We start from the raw sequence: 16,439 nt of genomic DNA on the forward strand, positions 1-16,439 counted from the left end.
CACCGTAAGTCAAGCCCGGTTCTGGTATGGCACCATCCCGCGCGCGCACCACGACCGACCGGCTGCCGGGCATGGCCCGGACGGGCCATGACGGGCCACCCGCCCGTGCCTGCCGCGCGGTCCGGGACCGGGGTGCGGCACAGTGGAGCCATGCGCGAGATCACCGTCCTGTCCGGCGGCATGGGCGGGGCCCGCTTCCTCCAGGGACTGCTCCACGGCATCGCCGAGGGGCTGCTGCCCGGGGTCGCCCCCGACGCCCGGGTCACCGTGGTGGCCAACACCGCCGACGACCTGTGGGTCCACGGCCTCAAGGTCTGCCCCGACCTCGACACCGTCATGTACACCCTCGGCGACGGCATCGACCCCGAGCGCGGCTGGGGTCGGCGTGAGGAGACGTGGAGCGTGCGCACCGAGCTGGCCGAGTACGGCGTGGAGCCGACCTGGTTCGGGCTCGGCGACCGCGACGTGGCCACCCACCTGGTGCGCACGCAGATGCTCGACGCCGGCTACCCGCTCTCCCAGGTCACCGAGGCGCTGTGCCGACGCTGGCGGCCGGGCGTCCGCCTGCTCCCGATGAGCGACGACCGGGTCGAGACCCACGTGGCGATCGCCGACGCCGAGGCGCCGAGCGGTCGGCGCGTCGTGCACTTCCAGGAGTACTGGGTCCGCCTGCGCGCCTCGGTGCCGGCCGAGGCCGTGGTGGTGGTGGGCCTCGACGAGGCGCGCCCGGCCCCCGGCGTCGTGGAGGCCGTGGCCGAGGCCGACCTCGTGCTCGTGCCCCCCTCCAACCCCGTCGTGTCGGTCGGCACCATCCTCGGCGTGCCCGGGATCCGCGAGACCCTGCGCGCCACCGCCGCCCCCGTGGTCGGCCTCTCCCCCATCGTCGGCGGCACCCACGTGCGCGGCATGGCGGCCCAGGTCCTGCCCGCGATCGGTGTCGAGGTCAGCGCCCGGGCGGTCGGGCTGCACTACGGCGCCCGCTCCGCCGGCGGGGTCCTCGACGGCTGGCTGGTCGACTCCGCCGACGCCGACGCCCTCCCCGCGCTGCGCGAGGCCGGGCTGGCCGCCGAGGCCGTGCCGCTGATGATGACCGACGTCGACGCGACGGCCCGGATGGTCGCGGCCGCACTGGCCCTGGTGGCCGCCCCCCGCCCGTGAGCGGTGCTGCTGCGGGCGGTGCCCTGAGCGTCGTGGCCCCCGACGGCGTGCCCGAGGTCGGGGCGGGCGACGACCTCGTCGGACTGCTGCTGCCCCTGGTCGCGCTGCAGGACGGCGACGTCCTGGTCGTCACCAGCAAGGTCGTCAGCAAGGCCGAGGGCCGGGTGCGCGTCGGCGGGCGCGAGGAGGCCGTGGCCGAGGAGACCGTGCGGGTGGTCGCACGTCGTGGCCCGACCCGCATCGTGCGGACCCGCCACGGGCTGACCATGGCCGCGGCCGGGGTGGACGCCTCCAACGTCGCGCGCGGCTCGGTCGTGCTGCTCCCCCTCGACCCCGACCGCTCGGCGCGCGGCCTGCGCGAGGAGGTCCGGCGCCGCTCGGGCCGCAACGTGGCCGTGGTCGTCACCGACACCGCCGGCCGCGCCTGGCGCGAGGGGCAGACCGACATCGCGGTGGGGGCGGCCGGCCTGCGCGTCGCCGAGGACTACGCCGGGCGCGTGGACGCCCACGGCAACGAGCTGGCCGTCACGCTGCCCGCGGTCGCCGACGAGATCGCCGGCGCCGCGGAGCTGGCGCAGGGCAAGCTCGGCGCCCGTCCGGTGGCCGTGGTGCGCGGCCGGGCCGACCTCGTCCTCCCCCCGGACGACCACGGCCCGGGTGCCCGCACGCTGGTGCGTCCCGAGGGCGGCGACCTCTTCGGGTTCGGCGCCCGCGAGGCGGTGGTGCGGGCCCTGGCCGGCGACCCGGCCGACCGGGCTCCCTTCGGGGCTCCGGCCACCGCCGAGGAGCTGGCCGACGCCGTCGGGCTCGTCACCGGCCGACGGCCGCGTCCCGGTCCCGACGGAGGCCTGCGCGCGCCGGCCCACCCCGCCCTGGCCGCCCTCGCCTTCGCCCACGGCTGGCTGGTGGAGCCGCCGGGGTCACCGCTCGGTGACGATCGGGCCGCCGAGGCCCACCTGCGCCCGCAGGGTCCGTAGACTCACCCGGCAGGCTCACCCGAGAGGGGGACCCGCACCGACCCGCGCACCCGCACTCCGAGCACCGAGGGACACCAGCACCGTGGCCAAGCCCGCCAAGACAGACCGCCAGGCGAAGATCGACGCGATCCGCAAGTCCCAGAAGGGCGCCGAGAAGCGCCAGGGCTTCGTCATCGTCGGTGTCTGCGCCGCGATCGCCCTGGCCCTCATCGGTGCCGCCGTGTGGGGCCCCGTCACCGGGTGGCTCGACAAGCGGGAGTACGCCGACCTCGCGGTCTCCGAGATCGGCGCGCCCGCCTCGGCCTGCACCGACGTGACCACGAAGAAGGCCGACGGCGTCCAGGACCACGTGCCCGACGGCACCACGGTCGACTACAAGACCAGCCCCCCGGCCTTCGGCGCCCACTGGAACATCGCGGGCGAGGCCCCAGCCACCATGTCGCGCAAGGTCTACACCGACGACCGCCCCGCCCTCGAGGCCCTGGTGCACAACCTCGAGCACGGCTACACGATCCTCTGGTACGACGAGACCATCGCCGACGACGACGAGGCGATGACCGAGATCCGCGCGATCGCCGACAAGTACGAGGGCACCAGCAACCAGCGCGACAAGTTCATCGCCGCGCCCTGGACCTCCGAGGACGGCGACGCCTTCCCCGACGACGCGCACGTCGCCTTCACCCACTGGTCGGCCGGCGGCCAAGGCGAGACCGACACGACCAAGCAGGTCGGCGCCTTCCAGTACTGCTCGGGCCCCAGCGGCGCCGCGCTCGACGCCTTCATGGTCGAGTACCCCTACTTCGACAGCCCCGAGCCCAACGGCATGTGACCCGGGGCCGCGCGCTCAGGTCAGCCGGGTCCGGCCGGACTCGGTGAGGGCGGCCACGACCGCCTTGACCTCCTGGGCCCGGGCCCGCGTGGTCACCAGCAGGGCGTCGGGAGTGTCGACGACGACCACGTCGTCGAGCCCGACGACCGCGACCAGCCGACCCGAGGGCACCACCAGGCCGGTGCTGTCCACGGCCTCCACGAGCGAGGCGTCGCCCAGCACCACGGGCCCCGTCGCCGCGTCGGCACCGTCGGCGCCGAGCAGCGCGGCGAGGGAGTCGAAGTCGCCCACGTCCTCCCAGCCGAAGCCGGCGGGCACCGTCGCCACCCGGCCCGCCGCGGCCGCGGGCTCGGCCACGGCGTGGTCGACCGCGATGCGGGGCAGGCCCGGCCACAGCTCCTCCAGACGCGAGCCGTCGGCGGCGATCGCGCGCAGGTCGGCGGCGAACTGCGGGTGCCACTGCGCCAGCAGGTCCAGCAGCACACCGGGGCGGACGACGAACATGCCGGCGTTCCACCGGTAGCCGCCGCTCGCGAGGTAGCCGGCCGCGACCTCGGGCGAGGGCTTCTCCACGAAGGAGGCCACCCGTGCCGCGCCGGGGTGGCCCTCGAGGTCCTCGCCCTGCTGCACGTAGCCGAAGGCCGAGGACGGGTGGGTCGGCTCGATGCCGATGGTCACCAGCCAGCCGTCGCGGGCCACCTCGACCGCGGTGGTGACCACGGCGGCGAAGACGTCGGGCTCGGTGATGACGTGGTCGGCGGCGAAGGAGCCCATCACCGCGTCGGGGTCGGCGCGCTCCAGCAGCGCGGCCGCCAGGCCGATCGCGGCCATCGAGTCGCGCGGCGTCGGCTCGGCGAGCACGGCCTCGGCGGCCACCTGCGGGAGCTGGCGCACCACCGCCGCCCGGTGGGCGGCGCCGGTGACGACGACGAAGCGGTCCTCGGCGAGCGGCTCGAGCCGGTCGACGGTCTCCTGGAGCAGCGTGCGCCCCTGGCCGCGCAGGTCGCGCAGGAACTTCGGCGCCGCGGCGCGGGACAGGGGCCACAGCCGGGTGCCGGCACCACCGGCGGGCACCACCGCCCAGAAGTGGTCGAGGGGTGCAGGGGGCGTGCTCGGCACGTCGGTGCCCGGGGCGCTCATGGGGCCTCACCCTAGGGCGTGGCCGAGGTCACCGGCCCCGGTGCCTAGGCTGGACCGGGTGACCACCTTCGCCGCCCTGCTGAGCGACCTGCTGCGCCACGAGCCGGGCCGTCCGCTGCTGACCTACTACGACGAGCGCCCGGGCGACGGGCCCGACCAGCACCCGGGTGAGCGCGTGGAGCTGTCGGTCACGACGTACGCCAACTGGGTCGCGAAGGTGTCCTCGCTGCTGGTCGAGGAGCACGACCTCGAGCGGGGACAGGTGCTGCGGGTCGACCTGCCGGCCCACTGGCTGACGCCGGTGCTCCTCGGCGCGGCCTGGAACGTCGGCCTCGCCGTGGACCTCACCGGCGACGGTCCCGCCGACGCGGTCGTCTGCGGTCCGGCGGGGCTGGAGCGCTGGGCGGTCCACGCCGACGAGGTGCCGGTGCTGGCCTGCTCGCTGCGCCCGATGGGGGTCCGCTTCGCCGACCCGCTCCCGGCCGGGGTCCACGACGTCGGCGTGGACGTCTGGTCGCAGCCCGACTCCTTCGTCGCCTGGGACCCCGCCCAGGCCGACGACGCCGCCCTGGTCGGGTCGGGCGCCCCGGTCACGCAGGGCGAGCTGTGGAGAGCGGCCGCCGCCGGGAGTGCACTCCCTGACGGCGGCCGCCTCCTCTCGGTGACGAACCCGGCTTCCCCACCGGGGATCGTCACCTTCACCGAGCCGCTCGCGCGCCGCGGCTCGCTGGTCCTGGTCGTGGGTGGTGCCGAGGAGCGGCTCGCGGCCGTGGCGGCCGCGGAGCGCACCTCGACGCGTCACCCCGCCAGGTCGTAGTCGCCCATCCCCTCGGCGAGGAAGCGGCGGGGCTCGAACCCGTCGGCGCTGGCGCGCAGCAGCCACAGGTAGCCGGTCCGCTTCTCGCGCACGACGAGGTCGGGGTGGCCGGTGAGGCCGACGTCGCTCACGCCGACGACCCAGTCGTACGCCGTGACGTCGAGTCCCAGCGTGCGGGGGTCGGTGAGCCCGCCGGGCCCGTTGCCGGGGTAGAGCGTCAGCCGTGAGCCGTTGCGCAGCAGGCTGTCGGGAGCGCCGTCGGCGTCCCACAGCCCGGCGCCGACCTGCTGGGTGGCCGTGATCGCGCTGCGCGCCACGTAGCTCTCGCCGAGGCCGTCGAGCCCGGCCCCGGGGTAGATGCGCATCGACCCGCCGCGCGGCTGGCCCATGAGGTCGGGGCGGCCGTCGCCGGTGGTGTCGCCCACGGCGGCCAGGAGCCCGACGTCCTTGAAGCCGGTGCCGATCCGCAACGCCTTGCCGAGACGGCCCTGGCCGTCGCCGCGGCGCAGCATGAGCACCCCGGTGGCGGCGTTGCGCACGACCACGTCACCCAGGCCGTCGCCGTCCCAGTCGCCCACGTTCATCACCGCGTCGGCGCCGGGCACCCGGACGCCGGTGTCGACGAGCGGGGCGGTGTCGACCGTGCCCGGGTTGGCCAGGACGACCAGGGCATCGCCGCGGCGGGCGAGGACGTCGGGCGCGGCGTCGCCGGTGAGGCTGGCGCCCGAGACGATCCCGTCGAGGCCGGCCACCCGGTCGACCGGGCCGAGCACGTGGCCGAAGCCGCCGTCGCCGCGCGAGGGCATCACGAAGCCGGCACCGCCGGCGCGGCGCACCAGCAGGTCGGCGCGACCGTCGCGGTTCCAGTCGCCGGCCGCGGTGACAACGTCCCAGCGGCTCCAGTCGCCCGCGAGGCGGGTGGCGGCCGCGAAGGACACCGCACCGGTGCCGGACCGCACCCCGCGGTGCAGCGTCGCCGACCCGGCGGCGTCGCGGACGACCAGGTCGGCCACGCCGTCGCCGTCGAGGTCGCCGGGGGCGGCGAGCAGGTCGCTCGCGGCGAGCGCGAGACCGGTGTCGACGCGCCGGAAGCCGCCGGCCCCGTTGCCCAGGAAGGCGTCGAGGCGCCCGGTGGTGTCCTGGCGCGCGAGCAGGTCGGCACGACCGTCGCCGTCGAGGTCGCCGGCCGCGGTGAGCAGGTCGTGGCCGGCCAGAGCCGTCAGCGACCGGGGAGCCGCGGCGAACCCGCCCGCCCCGTCGCCCGCGCGCACGCCGGTCGTGCCGTCGGCCGAGCGCGCCACGAGGTCGGCCAGACCGTCGCCGGTGAGGTCGGGCGAGGCCACCACCGCGTCGACCGAGCTCCAGTCGCCGGCCACGGCGCGGGGCTTGGCCAGGCGGGTCAGCCCGCCGGTGGGCAGCACGAGGAGCCGGCCGTCGGAGGCCCGGCGCAGCACCACGTCGGGGTGGGCAGTGTCGGCGAGGTTGGAGGCGAGCTGTCGGCCCGCGAAGCCGGTCTGCGTCGCGGCGGCCAGCCGCCGGATCTCGGGCAGCCGGGCGTAGAGGTAGCGACCGGGGCAGGCCGTCGACCCGGCGTCGCGGTGGCCGTTGATCGCCGGGAAGCGCTTGGAGCCGACCTGCTGGGAGCCCGAGGAGGCGTCGACGCCGTGCAGCGAGAGCTTCCAGGCGAAGAGCGCGCCGTAGGCCTGCACCACGGCCTGCGAGGGCTGGGCGACGTCGTAGTTGCCGATGGCCGACATCGCGAAGGAGTAGTCGTTGTAGCCCAGGGTGTGGGCACCGACGACGGCCCGGTCGATGCCGCCGTAGCGGCCCTCCCAGATCCGGCCGAAGCGGTCGACGAGGTAGTTGTAGCCGATGTCGGACCAGCCCTGCGAGCGCGTGTGGTAGGCGTAGATGCCGCGGATCAGCGCCGGCACCTGCTCGCGGGTGTAGTCGTTGGCGTTGACGGTGTGGTGCACGAAGCCGGCGTGCACCTCGCCGTAGCGCAGCGAGGAGGCCGAGCGCATCCGCTCGTCGGCGCCCCACTGGGCCCGGGAGAAGATCTGCGGGCGCGGGGTCGCCTCCGCCGCGCTGAGCGCCAGCTGCTCCTCCCCCGCGGCCCCGGCCGTCTCGGGCGCGGGCGCGGCGTCACCCGGGGTGGCGGGGCCGTCCAGGGTGGAGGTGTCGAGCGCGGGGCGCTCGGCGACGGTGTCGGCGGCCTCGCCGGGGTCGATGACGGCCAGGCTCATGTCGTCGGGCGCGGCCGTGCCGCGGGCCACGTCGACGCGCACCTGCACCTCGTCGACCGTGCCCACCAGCACCGGGTCGGTGCCCGGGCGGGCCCGCCGCGCCTCGGCGCTGTCGGGGTCGGGCCCGTGGTCGTCGTGGTACTCCAGGTCGCTCCAGGCCCCCCAGCGGCCGTCGGTGCGGGTCCGCACCACGAGGGCCAGCTCGTCCTCGTCGACCTGCTCGCCGTGCTGCCAGGTGACGCCGACGGCGCCGTAGCCGGTGACGCGCTGCGGCGCGCTGGTGATCCGGGTGCCGGCGGGGCCCTGCGCCGCCCGGGCGGCGAGCGTGCCCGCGCGGGCGCTGCTGCCGGCCGGCGGGGTCAGGGCGTACTCGCGCACGTCGGGGTCGACGGGAGCCGTGGGCACCGCGGTGGCCTCCTGGGCGCCCCGGGCGTACGCCGCGAGGTCGCTGGCCGCCGCCGTGCGCGGCGGGGTCAGCAGCGCGGGGCCGGTGAGGCCCGCGGCGCGGCTGCCCTCGGGGGCCTGACGCACGACGTCGAGGCTGATGACGCTGGCGGCGGGGGTGAGCACGGCGAGCACCACCCCGAGGGCCAGCAGCTGCTGGCAGAGGGTGACGAAGCGGGACCTGCTGGGTGACATGGGGGTACTCCAGTGCGCGGGGAAGTTCACACGGTGCGCAACTTTCACACGCGTCACAGGGGCACGCCACGGGAAGTGAGTAACTACAACGCTGTAATTTCCACTCGACACGCCGGTCGATCCGAGATTTGTCAAGTCGTCGCACCTGCCCCGGACGGCACGAACCCCCGCAGCCCGGGGGCTGCGGGGGTTCGTGTCGCGGGGCTCAGATGTCGGCGCCGAGCTCCTCGTCCTGCTCCTCCTCGTCGGTGCCGGCGTCGTACTTGAGGTACTTGATGCCGGGCCCGACCTCGCCGTCGTAGCCGACCTTGCCGCTCTCCAGCACGATCACCCGGTCGCACATCTTGCGCACCGACGACGCGGCGTGGCTGACGTAGAGCAGCGTGCGACCGGAGTCGCGGATCTCCTGCATGCGCTCGAGGCACTTCTTCTTGAAGGGCTTGTCCCCCACCGCCAGCACCTCGTCGGCCAGGAAGATGTCGGAGTCGACGTGCACCGCGACCGCGAAGCCCAGCCGGGCGAACTGCCCCGAGGAGTAGTTGCCGACCGGGGAGTCGAGGTGGCGCCCGATGTCGGCGAACTCCACGATGTCGTCGAACTTGCGGGCCGTCTCACGCTCGGTCATGCCCAGCACGGCGGCGTTGAGGTAGACGTTCTCCCGGCCGGTGAGCTGCGGGTGGAAGCCGGCGCCGGTGGCGATCAGCCCCGCGATCCGGCCCCGCGTCAGCACCCGCCCGGAGTCGGGCTTCATCACGCCGTTGATCATCTTCAGCAGCGTGGACTTGCCCGAGCCGTTGAGACCCATCAGGCCCACCGACTCGCCCTGCTCGACGGTGAAGGAGACGTCGTCGACGGCCTGGAAGGTGTCGCTGACCTGGTGGCCCTTGAGCATGGCCACCGTGACCTGCTTGAACGTGCGGTGGTAGCGCAGCGTGAAGGACTTGGTGGCCTGGTCGACCACGATGGAGGTGTCGGCGGGGTAGCTCAATTCAGGCGCTCCGGGATCTTGTTCTCCAGGCGGGTGAAGACCAGCTGGGCGATGACCAGCACCACGAGCGAGACCCCCACCATGGCCAGGCCGCGGGTGAAGAGGTGGTCGGGCAGCTCGGTGGCCGCGGTGGCGGTCGGGTCCTGCGTGGTGCCGACCCAGAAGGCGCGCTGCACCAGCAGCACGGCCTCGGCGAGCGGGTTGAGCATGTAGTACTGCGCGAAGGAGCCGAACCGCTCCTCCACGACGGCGTAGGGGTAGATCATCGGCACGCCGAAGCGCACGAAGTTGGTCAGGATGCTGACCACGCTGGCGAAGTCGCGGAAGTAGACGTTGGCCACGCTGAAGAGCAGCGCGAGCGCCGTCGCCAGCAGCATGATGATGCCCAGCGCCAGCGCCAGCGCGACCGGCACCATCGGATCGGGCACCCAGCCGTAGAACAGGCAGACGACGAAGAGGATCACGACCTGCGGGGCCACGTGGTAGAGCGAGACCAGCATCGAGGCCACGGGGAACATCTCGCGCGGCAGCGCCATCTTCCGCACCAGCGACTTGTTGCGCACGATCGACCGGGTGCCGGCGTTGAACGTCTCGATGAAGAAGTGCACGACGATGAGCGCCGAGAAGACGTGCACCGCGAAGTTCTCGGTGCCGCGGTCGAGCAGCTTGCCCAGGATGAAGTAGTAGATGAGGAACTGGCTGAGCGGGTTGATGTAGGACCACAGCAGGCCCAGGAACGACCCGGAGTAGCGGGCGCTGATCTCGCGTCGCACCAGCAGGCGCAGCAGGTAGCGGTTCTGGAAGACCCCCAGCAGCCCCGACCGCGCGGTCGGAGGGGCGAGGTCGGCGTCGACCCGACGGTGCGGGCGCGGCTCCTCGAGCGCGGCGCCCGTCGAGGAGGCCTCGCTCATCTCGTCCCGCGCCACGGCCGCAGGGTCTCCTCCCACGCCTCCGGGGAGGTGATCGCACCGAGCGAGGCGCGGTACTCCTCGGCCAGGCGCGGCCACTCGCGGCGCAGCCGGTCGTGGCTCTCCAGCGTGCGCTTCATGAGGTCGCGGAAGCGCTCGGGGTCGCGCTGGTAGAAGGCCGCCGACGTGCCGTCGTTCATCGACACGACCGCGGAGTCGTACTTGGCCAGGCGGTACCACTTGGCGTCCATCGCCGGCACCTCCGCCTCCGGGTGGCGCCGCGAGAGCTCGCGCACCGGGCGCAGCTGGCGCAGCGGCATGAGCGCGGCCGCCAGCAGCGTCGCCTTGCGACCGGGCACGCCGGTGTCGTCGCGGCCCTTGCGCGGCGGCTTCTGCCGGCGCACGGAGGGGAAGGCGTCGGGGTCGACCTCGAGCTGGGCGTCGGGGAACTGCTTCACGAAGGCCCGCACCTCGGGCAGCTTCGTGGCCAGCTGCGCGTGCAGGGCCTCGGGGCCGGCGAAGACGTCCTCGAGGGCCCGCAGCCGCAGCTCTGCGGTGGAGTACTGCATCGAGACCAGGTGCGCGATCTGGTGGTTGAGGCTCTCGCGCACCATCCGCCCGCCCTTGGGGTACGGCGAGTGCAGCAGGGCCGCCACCAGGCGGTTGCGGTAGTGGAAGTAGGACTGCCAGTCGAGGGCGTCGTTCTTGTCCGACCACGGCACGTGCCACACGGCCGCCCCGGGGAACGTGACCGTGGGGTAGCCCGCCTTCTTGGCGCGCAGCCCGAACTCCGAGTCGTCCCACTTGAGGAACAGCGGGAGCGAGAGGCCGACCTCCTCGAGCACCTGGCGGGGCACGAGGCACATGAACCAGCCGTTGAAGTCGACGTCGATGCGCTGGTGCAGCCAGCGCGAGGAGCGCAGGTTGCGCGCGGCGAAGTCCCAGTCGTGGAAGACGCCCGGCGCCGACTGCCACCAGAAGCGCCACGGCTGCACGATCTCGCCGAAGCTGTGCAGCCGCGAGCGGGAGTAGATGTTGAACATGTGGCCGCCCACGATGGTGGGCCGGCGGGCCAGGTCGCCGAAGGTGACCGCGCGGACGATGCCCTCGGGCTCGCAGACGACGTCGTCGTCCATCATCATCGTGTAGGTCGCGGTGCCCTTGCGCACCGACTCCAGCTGGCCCCGGGCGTAGCCGCCCGAGCCGCCCAGGTTGCCCTGCTCGATGACCCGCAGGGTGTCGCCGAGGGCCTCGCGTGCCGCGGGGAAGTGCTCGGAGTCGCTGACCAGGTCGGTGCCCTGCTCCATGACGAGCACCTCGTCGAGCAGCGGGCGCAGCGCGTCGTCCTCGCCGATCTGCACGAGCAGCTCGGCGCAGAAGTCGGGGCGGTTCATGGTGGTGATGGCGATGTCGACGGTGCCGTGCTGCGCGCGCTCGGCGGGCACCTCGGCGGTCCACTCGGCCGACTCGACGACCACGTCGTCGTCGCCGGCGAGCACGTCGTACCAGTACCAGCCGCCGTCGACGAAGGGCTTGAGGGTCAGGTCGAAGCTGAAGGTGCCGCCGTCCTGGTCACCGGTGGTGACCGCGTCGACGCGCTGGGAGTTGCCGCGGGCCATCGACTTGTAGACGACCAGGCTGGCGCCACGACCACGCAGGCGCACGGTCAGGCGCACCGCCGACACGACGCTCCAGCGCCGCCAGTAGCTGGCGGGGAAGGCGTTGAAGTAGGTGCCGAAGGACAGCGACTCCCCGCTGGTGACCCGCAGCGCGGTGCGCGACTCGATCTGGTCGGGGTGCAGCCGGCGCCCGGAGCGGGTGCTCTGTCGCATCGACGCGGCGTTGAGCTCGCGCGCGTTGCGGTTGGTGCCGATCTCGTACTTGTCGGCGTCGAGGACGGCGGGCTCGGTGTCGACGTAGAGCGGCAGCACGTCGAGGTCGCCGTCGAGCGGCAGGACCTGGCGCATCAGCAGCCGGGTGCTGGTGCCGGCCCCGCCCGCCGCGGCGGTCGAGGCGGTGGTGGGGGTCGTGCCCGTGGTGGTGCCCGTGGTGGTGCTCATGCGTCCACTCCTCCGCTCGTCAGCGGCGCACCCTCGGAGAAGTGCGGCGCGAGCTTGTTGTCGACCATCGACAGCGCGGAGCCGATGGCCATGTGCATGTCGAGGTACTTGTAGGTGCCGAGCCGGCCTCCGAAGAGGACCATCGGCTCGGCCTTGGCCAGGTCGCGGTAGGCGAGCAGCTTCGCGCGGTCCTCGGCGGTGTTGACCGGGTAGTAGGGCTCGTCGCCCTCCTCGGCGAAGCGGGAGTACTCGTGCACGACGATGGTCTTGCCGGGCAGGTAGGTCCGCTCGGGGTGGAGGTGCTTGAACTCCAGCGTGCGGGTGTAGGGCAGGTGCTCGTCGTTGGCGTTGACCACGCCGGTGCCCTGGTAGTCGTCGACGTCGAGGGTCTCGGCCTCGAGGTCGATGGTGCGCCACGACAGGCGGCCCTCGACGTTGTCGAAGTACTCGTCGACGGGTCCGGTGTAGACGACGGGGACCTTGCCCTTGTACTCGTCCTGCACGTCGAACCAGTCGGTGGACAGGCGCACCTCGATGTTCGGGTGGTCGGCCATCCGGGTCAGCCACGCGGTGTAGCCGTCGACGGGCAGGCCCTCGTGGGTGTCGTTGAAGTAGCGGTTGTCGAAGGTGTAGCGCACCGGCAGCCGCGTGATGATGTCGGCGCTGAGCTGCGTCGGGTCGGTCTGCCACTGCTTGGCGGTGTAGCCCTTGACGAAGGCCTCGTAGAGCGGGCGCCCGATGAGGCTGATCGCCTTCTCCTCGAGGTTGGTCGCCTCGGCGGTGTCGATCTCGCTGGCCTGCTCGGCGATGAGCGCGCGGGCCTCGTCGGGGCTGAGGTCCTTGCCGAAGAACTGGTTGATCAGCCCGAGGTTCATCGGGAAGGAGTAGACCTGGCCCTGGTAGCGCGCGAAGACGCGGTGCTGGTAGCCGGTGAAGTCGGTGAAGCGGTTGACGTACTCCCACACCCGCTCGTTGGAGGTGTGGAAGAGGTGGGTGCCGTACTTGTGCACCTCGATGCCCGTCTCGGGGTCGATCTCGCTGTAGGCGTTGCCGCCGATGTGGTCACGGCGCTCGAGGACGAGGACCTTGAGGTCGAGCTCGCGGGCGCAGCGCTCGGCGACGGTCAGGCCGAAGAAGCCGGAGCCGACGACGACGAGGTCGGGCTGGGAGTGATCAGGTGTCGACACGATCGGTCAGTCTACGGACGACGAGGGCCGGGCCCGCATCCCACGCGCGGCGCGCATGGCACGGATCACGTTGCGGGCCTCCGCCCGTCCGCCGCGCAGGGGGCTGAGCAGCACGACGCCGAGGGTCACCAGCCACGGCTTGGCCCGCACGAGGGCGTTCTCGCCGTAGCGCAGGTGCACGACGAAGAGGTTGCGGTACATGTAGAAGCCCTTCCACCCGGCCAGGTCGTGCTGCTGGTCGAAGTCGAGCTGGCGCACGAGCACCGCGTCGCGCAGCGCCCAGATGTGCGCACCCGCCTCCCGGGCCCGCAGCGCGTAGTCGACGTCGTCGTAGAAGATGAAGTACGACGGGTCGGGCAGCCCGATCCGGTCGACGACGCGGCGCCGCACCATGAAGCCCTCGAAGGCGACGTTCTCCACCTCCACCCGCTCCGGCATCGCCGCACGGGTGCCGTACGTCGTCTCCACCATCGCCGTCTTGGGCTTCACCGCCCACGGACGGGTCAGGTCGAAGCGCAGCGCGGCCTTCTCGCACAGCCGCCCGGAGGAGTCCTCGCGCACCGCGGCGAGGCAGTCCTCGTCGACGGCCATCATCACCGCCAGGCAGTCGGGCGCGGGCACGACGTCGTCGTCCATCAGCCAGAACCGGTCGTGGCCCAGGGCGTGGGCGGTGCGCAGCCCGAGGTGGAAGCCGCCGGCGCCCCCGAGGTTCTCCTCGCTGCGCACGACCGTGAGCGGCGCGAGGCCCGGCAGGTCGGCGCCGGCGCCCGCGAGCACGTCGGCCGTGGCGTCGGTGCTGGCGTTGTCGACGACCACGATCGCGTCGGGACGGCGCTCCTGCGCGGCCAGCCCCCGCAGCATGCCGACGAGGAGCTCGGCACGGTTGTAGGTGACCACCACCACCGCCACGCTCTCGGCGGGCGGGCCGGGCCGGCCGGACGCGCTGGAGGAGTGGGACGGGGTGGTCACGACAGGTACCTCCGGTGTCCGGTGAAGTCGCCGCGCAGCCCGGCGAGCATCGCCCGCGCGCTCAGCAGCAGCCGCCCCGGCTGCGGGCGGGTGAGGGAGTAGAACCACACCGTCTTGGCCACGAAGGCCAGCGCGTGCGGCCAGCCACGGTAGTCGCGCAGGTTGAGAAGGTTGTTGCGCGCCATGCAGTAGTGCTTCAGGTCGCTCGGGCTGTGGTTGTACGTCGTGCGACCGAAGGCCATCGGGGTGCCGAGCGCATCGGTCGCGGGGTGCAGGACCCGCGCCCCGACGACGGTCGCCACGCGCGCACCGGCGCGCCGGGCGCGCCACAGGTACTCCACGTCGTCGCCCCAGATGAAGAACTCCGCGCGGGGCAGACCGATGCGCTCCACCAGCGCGCGGGTCACCAGCACGCCGTTGAAGGGGATGACCACGTCAGGCAGCAGGCCGTCGGTGGCGGCGGCCTCGACGTCGTCCATGGCGTGGACCACCCGGGTGCCGCCGGGCAGACGGATCGGGAAGACCAGGCGGCGCGGGTCGTCGTGGGCGGCCACGACCGGACCCCAGAAGTCAAGGTCGCGGTGCTCGAGCAGCAGCGGCAGCGCCTCGACGTCGGGCAGGCCGTCGTCGTCCATCAGCCAGACCAGGTCGGCGCCCTCCTCGAGCGCCCAGGCCAGGCCGTCGTGGAAGCCGCCGGCGCCGCCGCGGTTGTCCTCCAGCGTGCGGGCGCGCACGTCCTCGCGCCCGGCCAGCCAGGCGCCGGTGCCGTCGGTGGAGGCGTTGTCGACCACCAGGACCTGCGCCAGGCCCGGCACCTGGGCCAGCCGGTCGACCAGGTCCCGCAGCAGCGCGAGGCGGTTGAAGGTGACGACGACCGCCACGACACGGGGGGCGGGGGTCTCGGGCACGGAGGTCACCCTAGGTCAGCAGGCGGCGCCGAGGTCCTGGGCCTGGTTGGCGGCGTAGCCCCCGCTCAGCGAGCCCACCGAGCCACCGGTCACGGGACCGTCGACGGGGCTCGTCGAGCCCGAGCCGCCCGAGCCGCCCGCGCCGCCCGCGCCGGAGCCGGCCGGCGCGGTGCCCTCGGCCTTGGCGACGGCGGCGGCCACCTTGGCCTGGATCTCCTCGACGTCGGGGTGGGCGGTGTCGATCATCGGCGGCACCAGCGAGAGGGTCGAGACCTTCTGGCCGCGGGCCTTCAGCGCCAGCTGCATGAACGTGTCGAGCTCGGAGGCCGGGAGGTTGGTGGAGACCATCTCGGAGGAGGCGGCGGCGATGGACTCGAAGTTGCGCACCGCGACCTGGGGGCTGACCTGCTGGAGCATGGCGTTCATGACGCACTTCTGCCGCGCCATGCGCGAGTAGTCGTCGGAGCCCTCGCGGGCCCGGGCGTACCAGAGCGTCTCGAAGCCGTCGAGGGTGCGCGTGCCGGGCTCGATGTAGCCGGTGACGTCGTCGCCGAGACCGCCCACCGGGATCGGGGAGCGCACGGTGAGCTCGACGCCGCCGACGGCGTCGACGAGGTCCTTGAAGCCCTGCAGGTTGACCATGGCCCAGTAGTTGATCCGCAGCCCGGTGATGCCCTCGACGGCCGAGACGGTGGCGTCGACGCCGGGGTTCTCGGAGTCGCCGAAGAGCTCGGTGTTGTCACCGGCCCAGGTGCTCACGCCGTTGAGGTAGCAGCCGTCGCAGTCGAAGCCGTCGGGGAACTGCTCGTCCATGACCGAGCCCGGCGCGAAGGGGAAGTCGGCCATGTTGCGGGGCAGGCCGACCAGCACGGTGCGGCCGGTCTCGACGTCGATGGAGGCCACCGTCATCGAGTCGGGGCGCAGGCCCCAGCGCCCCGCACCGGAGTCGCCGCCCATGAGCAGCACGTTGTAGCGGCCGTCGTGGGCGTCGGTGACGGTGGAGGAGGCGAACATCGTGACGATGAAATCGCGCTGCACGGCGACCACGTGGGCGCCGAAGAGCATGGTGCCGGCGACCGAGAGGCAGAGCAGGCCGTTGACCCCGACCACCGCGCGGCGGTGGCTCATCGAGAGCGTCAGCGGCTGGCCGATGCGCCAGGCGTCGACGAAGAGCGCGGCCCAGGCCACGGCACCCACCATGAGCAGCACCCGCAGCACGAGCAGCACGGCCGGGCTCACGGCCATCTTCAGGGCCAGGCCGGGGTGGATCGCGACGGCCAGGCCGACGACCAGCACGGTGAGCAGCGTGCCGAGCCAGATCCGCACGGCGATCCTGCCGATGCGACGGTCGCCGGCGACGAGCTGCGCCGAGCCCGGCACGACGAGGGTCATGGCCATCAGCGCGAGCGCTCGGCGGAAGCGCACGCGGGCCGCGCGGTCGGCTGCGCTCGGACGGGGCTGGCCGTCGAGCAACCCGGGGGAAGGTACGGGTGGCATCGAGGTGTCTCTCTCCTGCTCAGGACTGGTGGGGAAGGGTCCAGTGCTGTCGGCCAGTATCACCAGCCTCAGGAGTCACACGGGCCCCGACGCGCCGTGCCCGGCCAGGTCGGCCC

At 73.4% G+C, this 16,439-nt stretch carries 13 protein-coding genes; 4 read left to right on the top strand and 9 right to left on the bottom strand.

Translation table 11 applies throughout. The features are described from left to right. Window positions 1-150 precede the first annotated feature (150 nt). The 3 genes from cofD (at window position 151) to M3673_RS11405 (ending at window position 2,964) form a co-directional block, all read left to right on the top strand. Window positions 151-1,158, top strand: coding sequence for a 2-phospho-L-lactate transferase (gene cofD / locus M3673_RS11395; RefSeq protein ID WP_251533762.1), 1,008 nt, complete (start codon window positions 151-153; stop codon window positions 1,156-1,158). A 32-nt stretch (window positions 1,159-1,190) separates the two neighbouring features. Next, window positions 1,191-2,135 (top strand): coenzyme F420-0:L-glutamate ligase, encoded by a 945-nt coding sequence (gene cofE, locus M3673_RS11400; protein ID WP_251533763.1) that lies wholly within the window; start codon window positions 1,191-1,193, stop codon window positions 2,133-2,135. 82 nt (window positions 2,136-2,217) lie between these two features. After that, window positions 2,218-2,964: a DUF3105 domain-containing protein gene (locus tag M3673_RS11405; RefSeq protein ID WP_056863951.1), complete on the top strand. Its 747-nt coding sequence runs from the start codon at window positions 2,218-2,220 to the stop codon at window positions 2,962-2,964. Between the two features lie 15 nt (window positions 2,965-2,979). Here M3673_RS11405 and M3673_RS11410 read toward each other — a convergent pair whose 3' ends face one another. Next, window positions 2,980-4,104, bottom strand: a complete 1,125-nt coding sequence (locus M3673_RS11410) for a mannose-1-phosphate guanylyltransferase (RefSeq protein ID WP_251533765.1) — start codon at window positions 4,102-4,104, stop codon at window positions 2,980-2,982. A 58-nt stretch (window positions 4,105-4,162) separates the two neighbouring features. Between M3673_RS11410 and M3673_RS11415 the strand changes: the two genes are divergently transcribed. Then, the gene (locus M3673_RS11415; protein ID WP_251533767.1) at window positions 4,163-4,921 is read left to right on the top strand and encodes a TIGR03089 family protein; all 759 of its coding nucleotides are present in this window, start codon (window positions 4,163-4,165) and stop codon (window positions 4,919-4,921) included. Here M3673_RS11415 and M3673_RS11420 read toward each other — a convergent pair. From M3673_RS11420 to M3673_RS11455, 8 genes are all read right to left on the bottom strand, one after another. After that, window positions 4,903-7,806: an FG-GAP-like repeat-containing protein gene (locus tag M3673_RS11420; protein WP_251533768.1), complete on the bottom strand. Its 2,904-nt coding sequence runs from the start codon at window positions 7,804-7,806 to the stop codon at window positions 4,903-4,905. The two genes, M3673_RS11415 and M3673_RS11420, sit on opposite strands and share 19 nt — an antisense overlap. Before the next feature lie 205 nt (window positions 7,807-8,011). Next, window positions 8,012-8,794, bottom strand: a complete 783-nt coding sequence (locus M3673_RS11425; RefSeq protein ID WP_056863947.1) for an ABC transporter ATP-binding protein — start codon at window positions 8,792-8,794, stop codon at window positions 8,012-8,014. Further along, window positions 8,791-9,720: an ABC transporter permease gene (locus M3673_RS11430; protein ID WP_235557561.1), complete on the bottom strand. Its 930-nt coding sequence runs from the start codon at window positions 9,718-9,720 to the stop codon at window positions 8,791-8,793. The genes M3673_RS11425 and M3673_RS11430 overlap by 4 nt, the downstream gene beginning before the upstream one ends. After that, entirely contained in the window at window positions 9,702-11,762 is a 2,061-nt protein-coding gene (locus M3673_RS11435) for a glycosyltransferase (RefSeq protein ID WP_251533769.1), read from the bottom strand. The genes M3673_RS11430 and M3673_RS11435 overlap by 19 nt, the downstream gene beginning before the upstream one ends. Further along, a complete protein-coding gene (gene glf, locus M3673_RS11440) occupies window positions 11,759-12,949 on the bottom strand; it encodes a UDP-galactopyranose mutase (RefSeq protein ID WP_251533770.1) in 1,191 nt (396 codons plus the stop codon). Before glf ends, M3673_RS11435 begins: the two co-directional genes overlap by 4 nt. A gap of 6 nt (window positions 12,950-12,955) precedes the next feature. Beyond that, window positions 12,956-13,918, bottom strand: a complete 963-nt coding sequence (locus M3673_RS11445; protein WP_251533772.1) for a glycosyltransferase family 2 protein — start codon at window positions 13,916-13,918, stop codon at window positions 12,956-12,958. Next, window positions 13,915-14,826, bottom strand: a complete 912-nt coding sequence (locus M3673_RS11450; protein WP_251533774.1) for a glycosyltransferase — start codon at window positions 14,824-14,826, stop codon at window positions 13,915-13,917. The genes M3673_RS11445 and M3673_RS11450 overlap by 4 nt, the downstream gene beginning before the upstream one ends. 15 nt (window positions 14,827-14,841) lie before the next feature. Beyond that, window positions 14,842-16,323 carry an LCP family protein gene (locus tag M3673_RS11455; RefSeq protein ID WP_251533776.1) on the bottom strand — a complete coding sequence of 494 codons (1,482 nt, stop codon included), beginning with the start codon at window positions 16,321-16,323 and terminating at the stop codon, window positions 14,842-14,844. Window positions 16,324-16,439: the final 116 nt, after the last annotated feature.

Source organism: Nocardioides sp. P86, from assembly GCF_023712465.1.
Lineage (GTDB): Bacteria > Actinomycetota > Actinomycetes > Propionibacteriales > Nocardioidaceae > Nocardioides > Nocardioides kribbensis.

Coding starts and splice junctions, on each gene's coding strand:
- M3673_RS11410 (WP_251533765.1), bottom strand. CDS start 4,104: ATGAGCGCCCCGGGCACCGACGTGCCGAGCACGCCCCCTGCACCCCTC.
- M3673_RS11435 (WP_251533769.1), bottom strand. CDS start 11,762: ATGAGCACCACCACGGGCACCACCACGGGCACGACCCCCACCACCGCC.
- M3673_RS11455 (WP_251533776.1), bottom strand. CDS start 16,323: ATGCCACCCGTACCTTCCCCCGGGTTGCTCGACGGCCAGCCCCGTCCG.
- M3673_RS11420 (WP_251533768.1), bottom strand. CDS start 7,806: ATGTCACCCAGCAGGTCCCGCTTCGTCACCCTCTGCCAGCAGCTGCTG.
- cofD (WP_251533762.1), top strand. CDS start 151: ATGCGCGAGATCACCGTCCTGTCCGGCGGCATGGGCGGGGCCCGCTTC.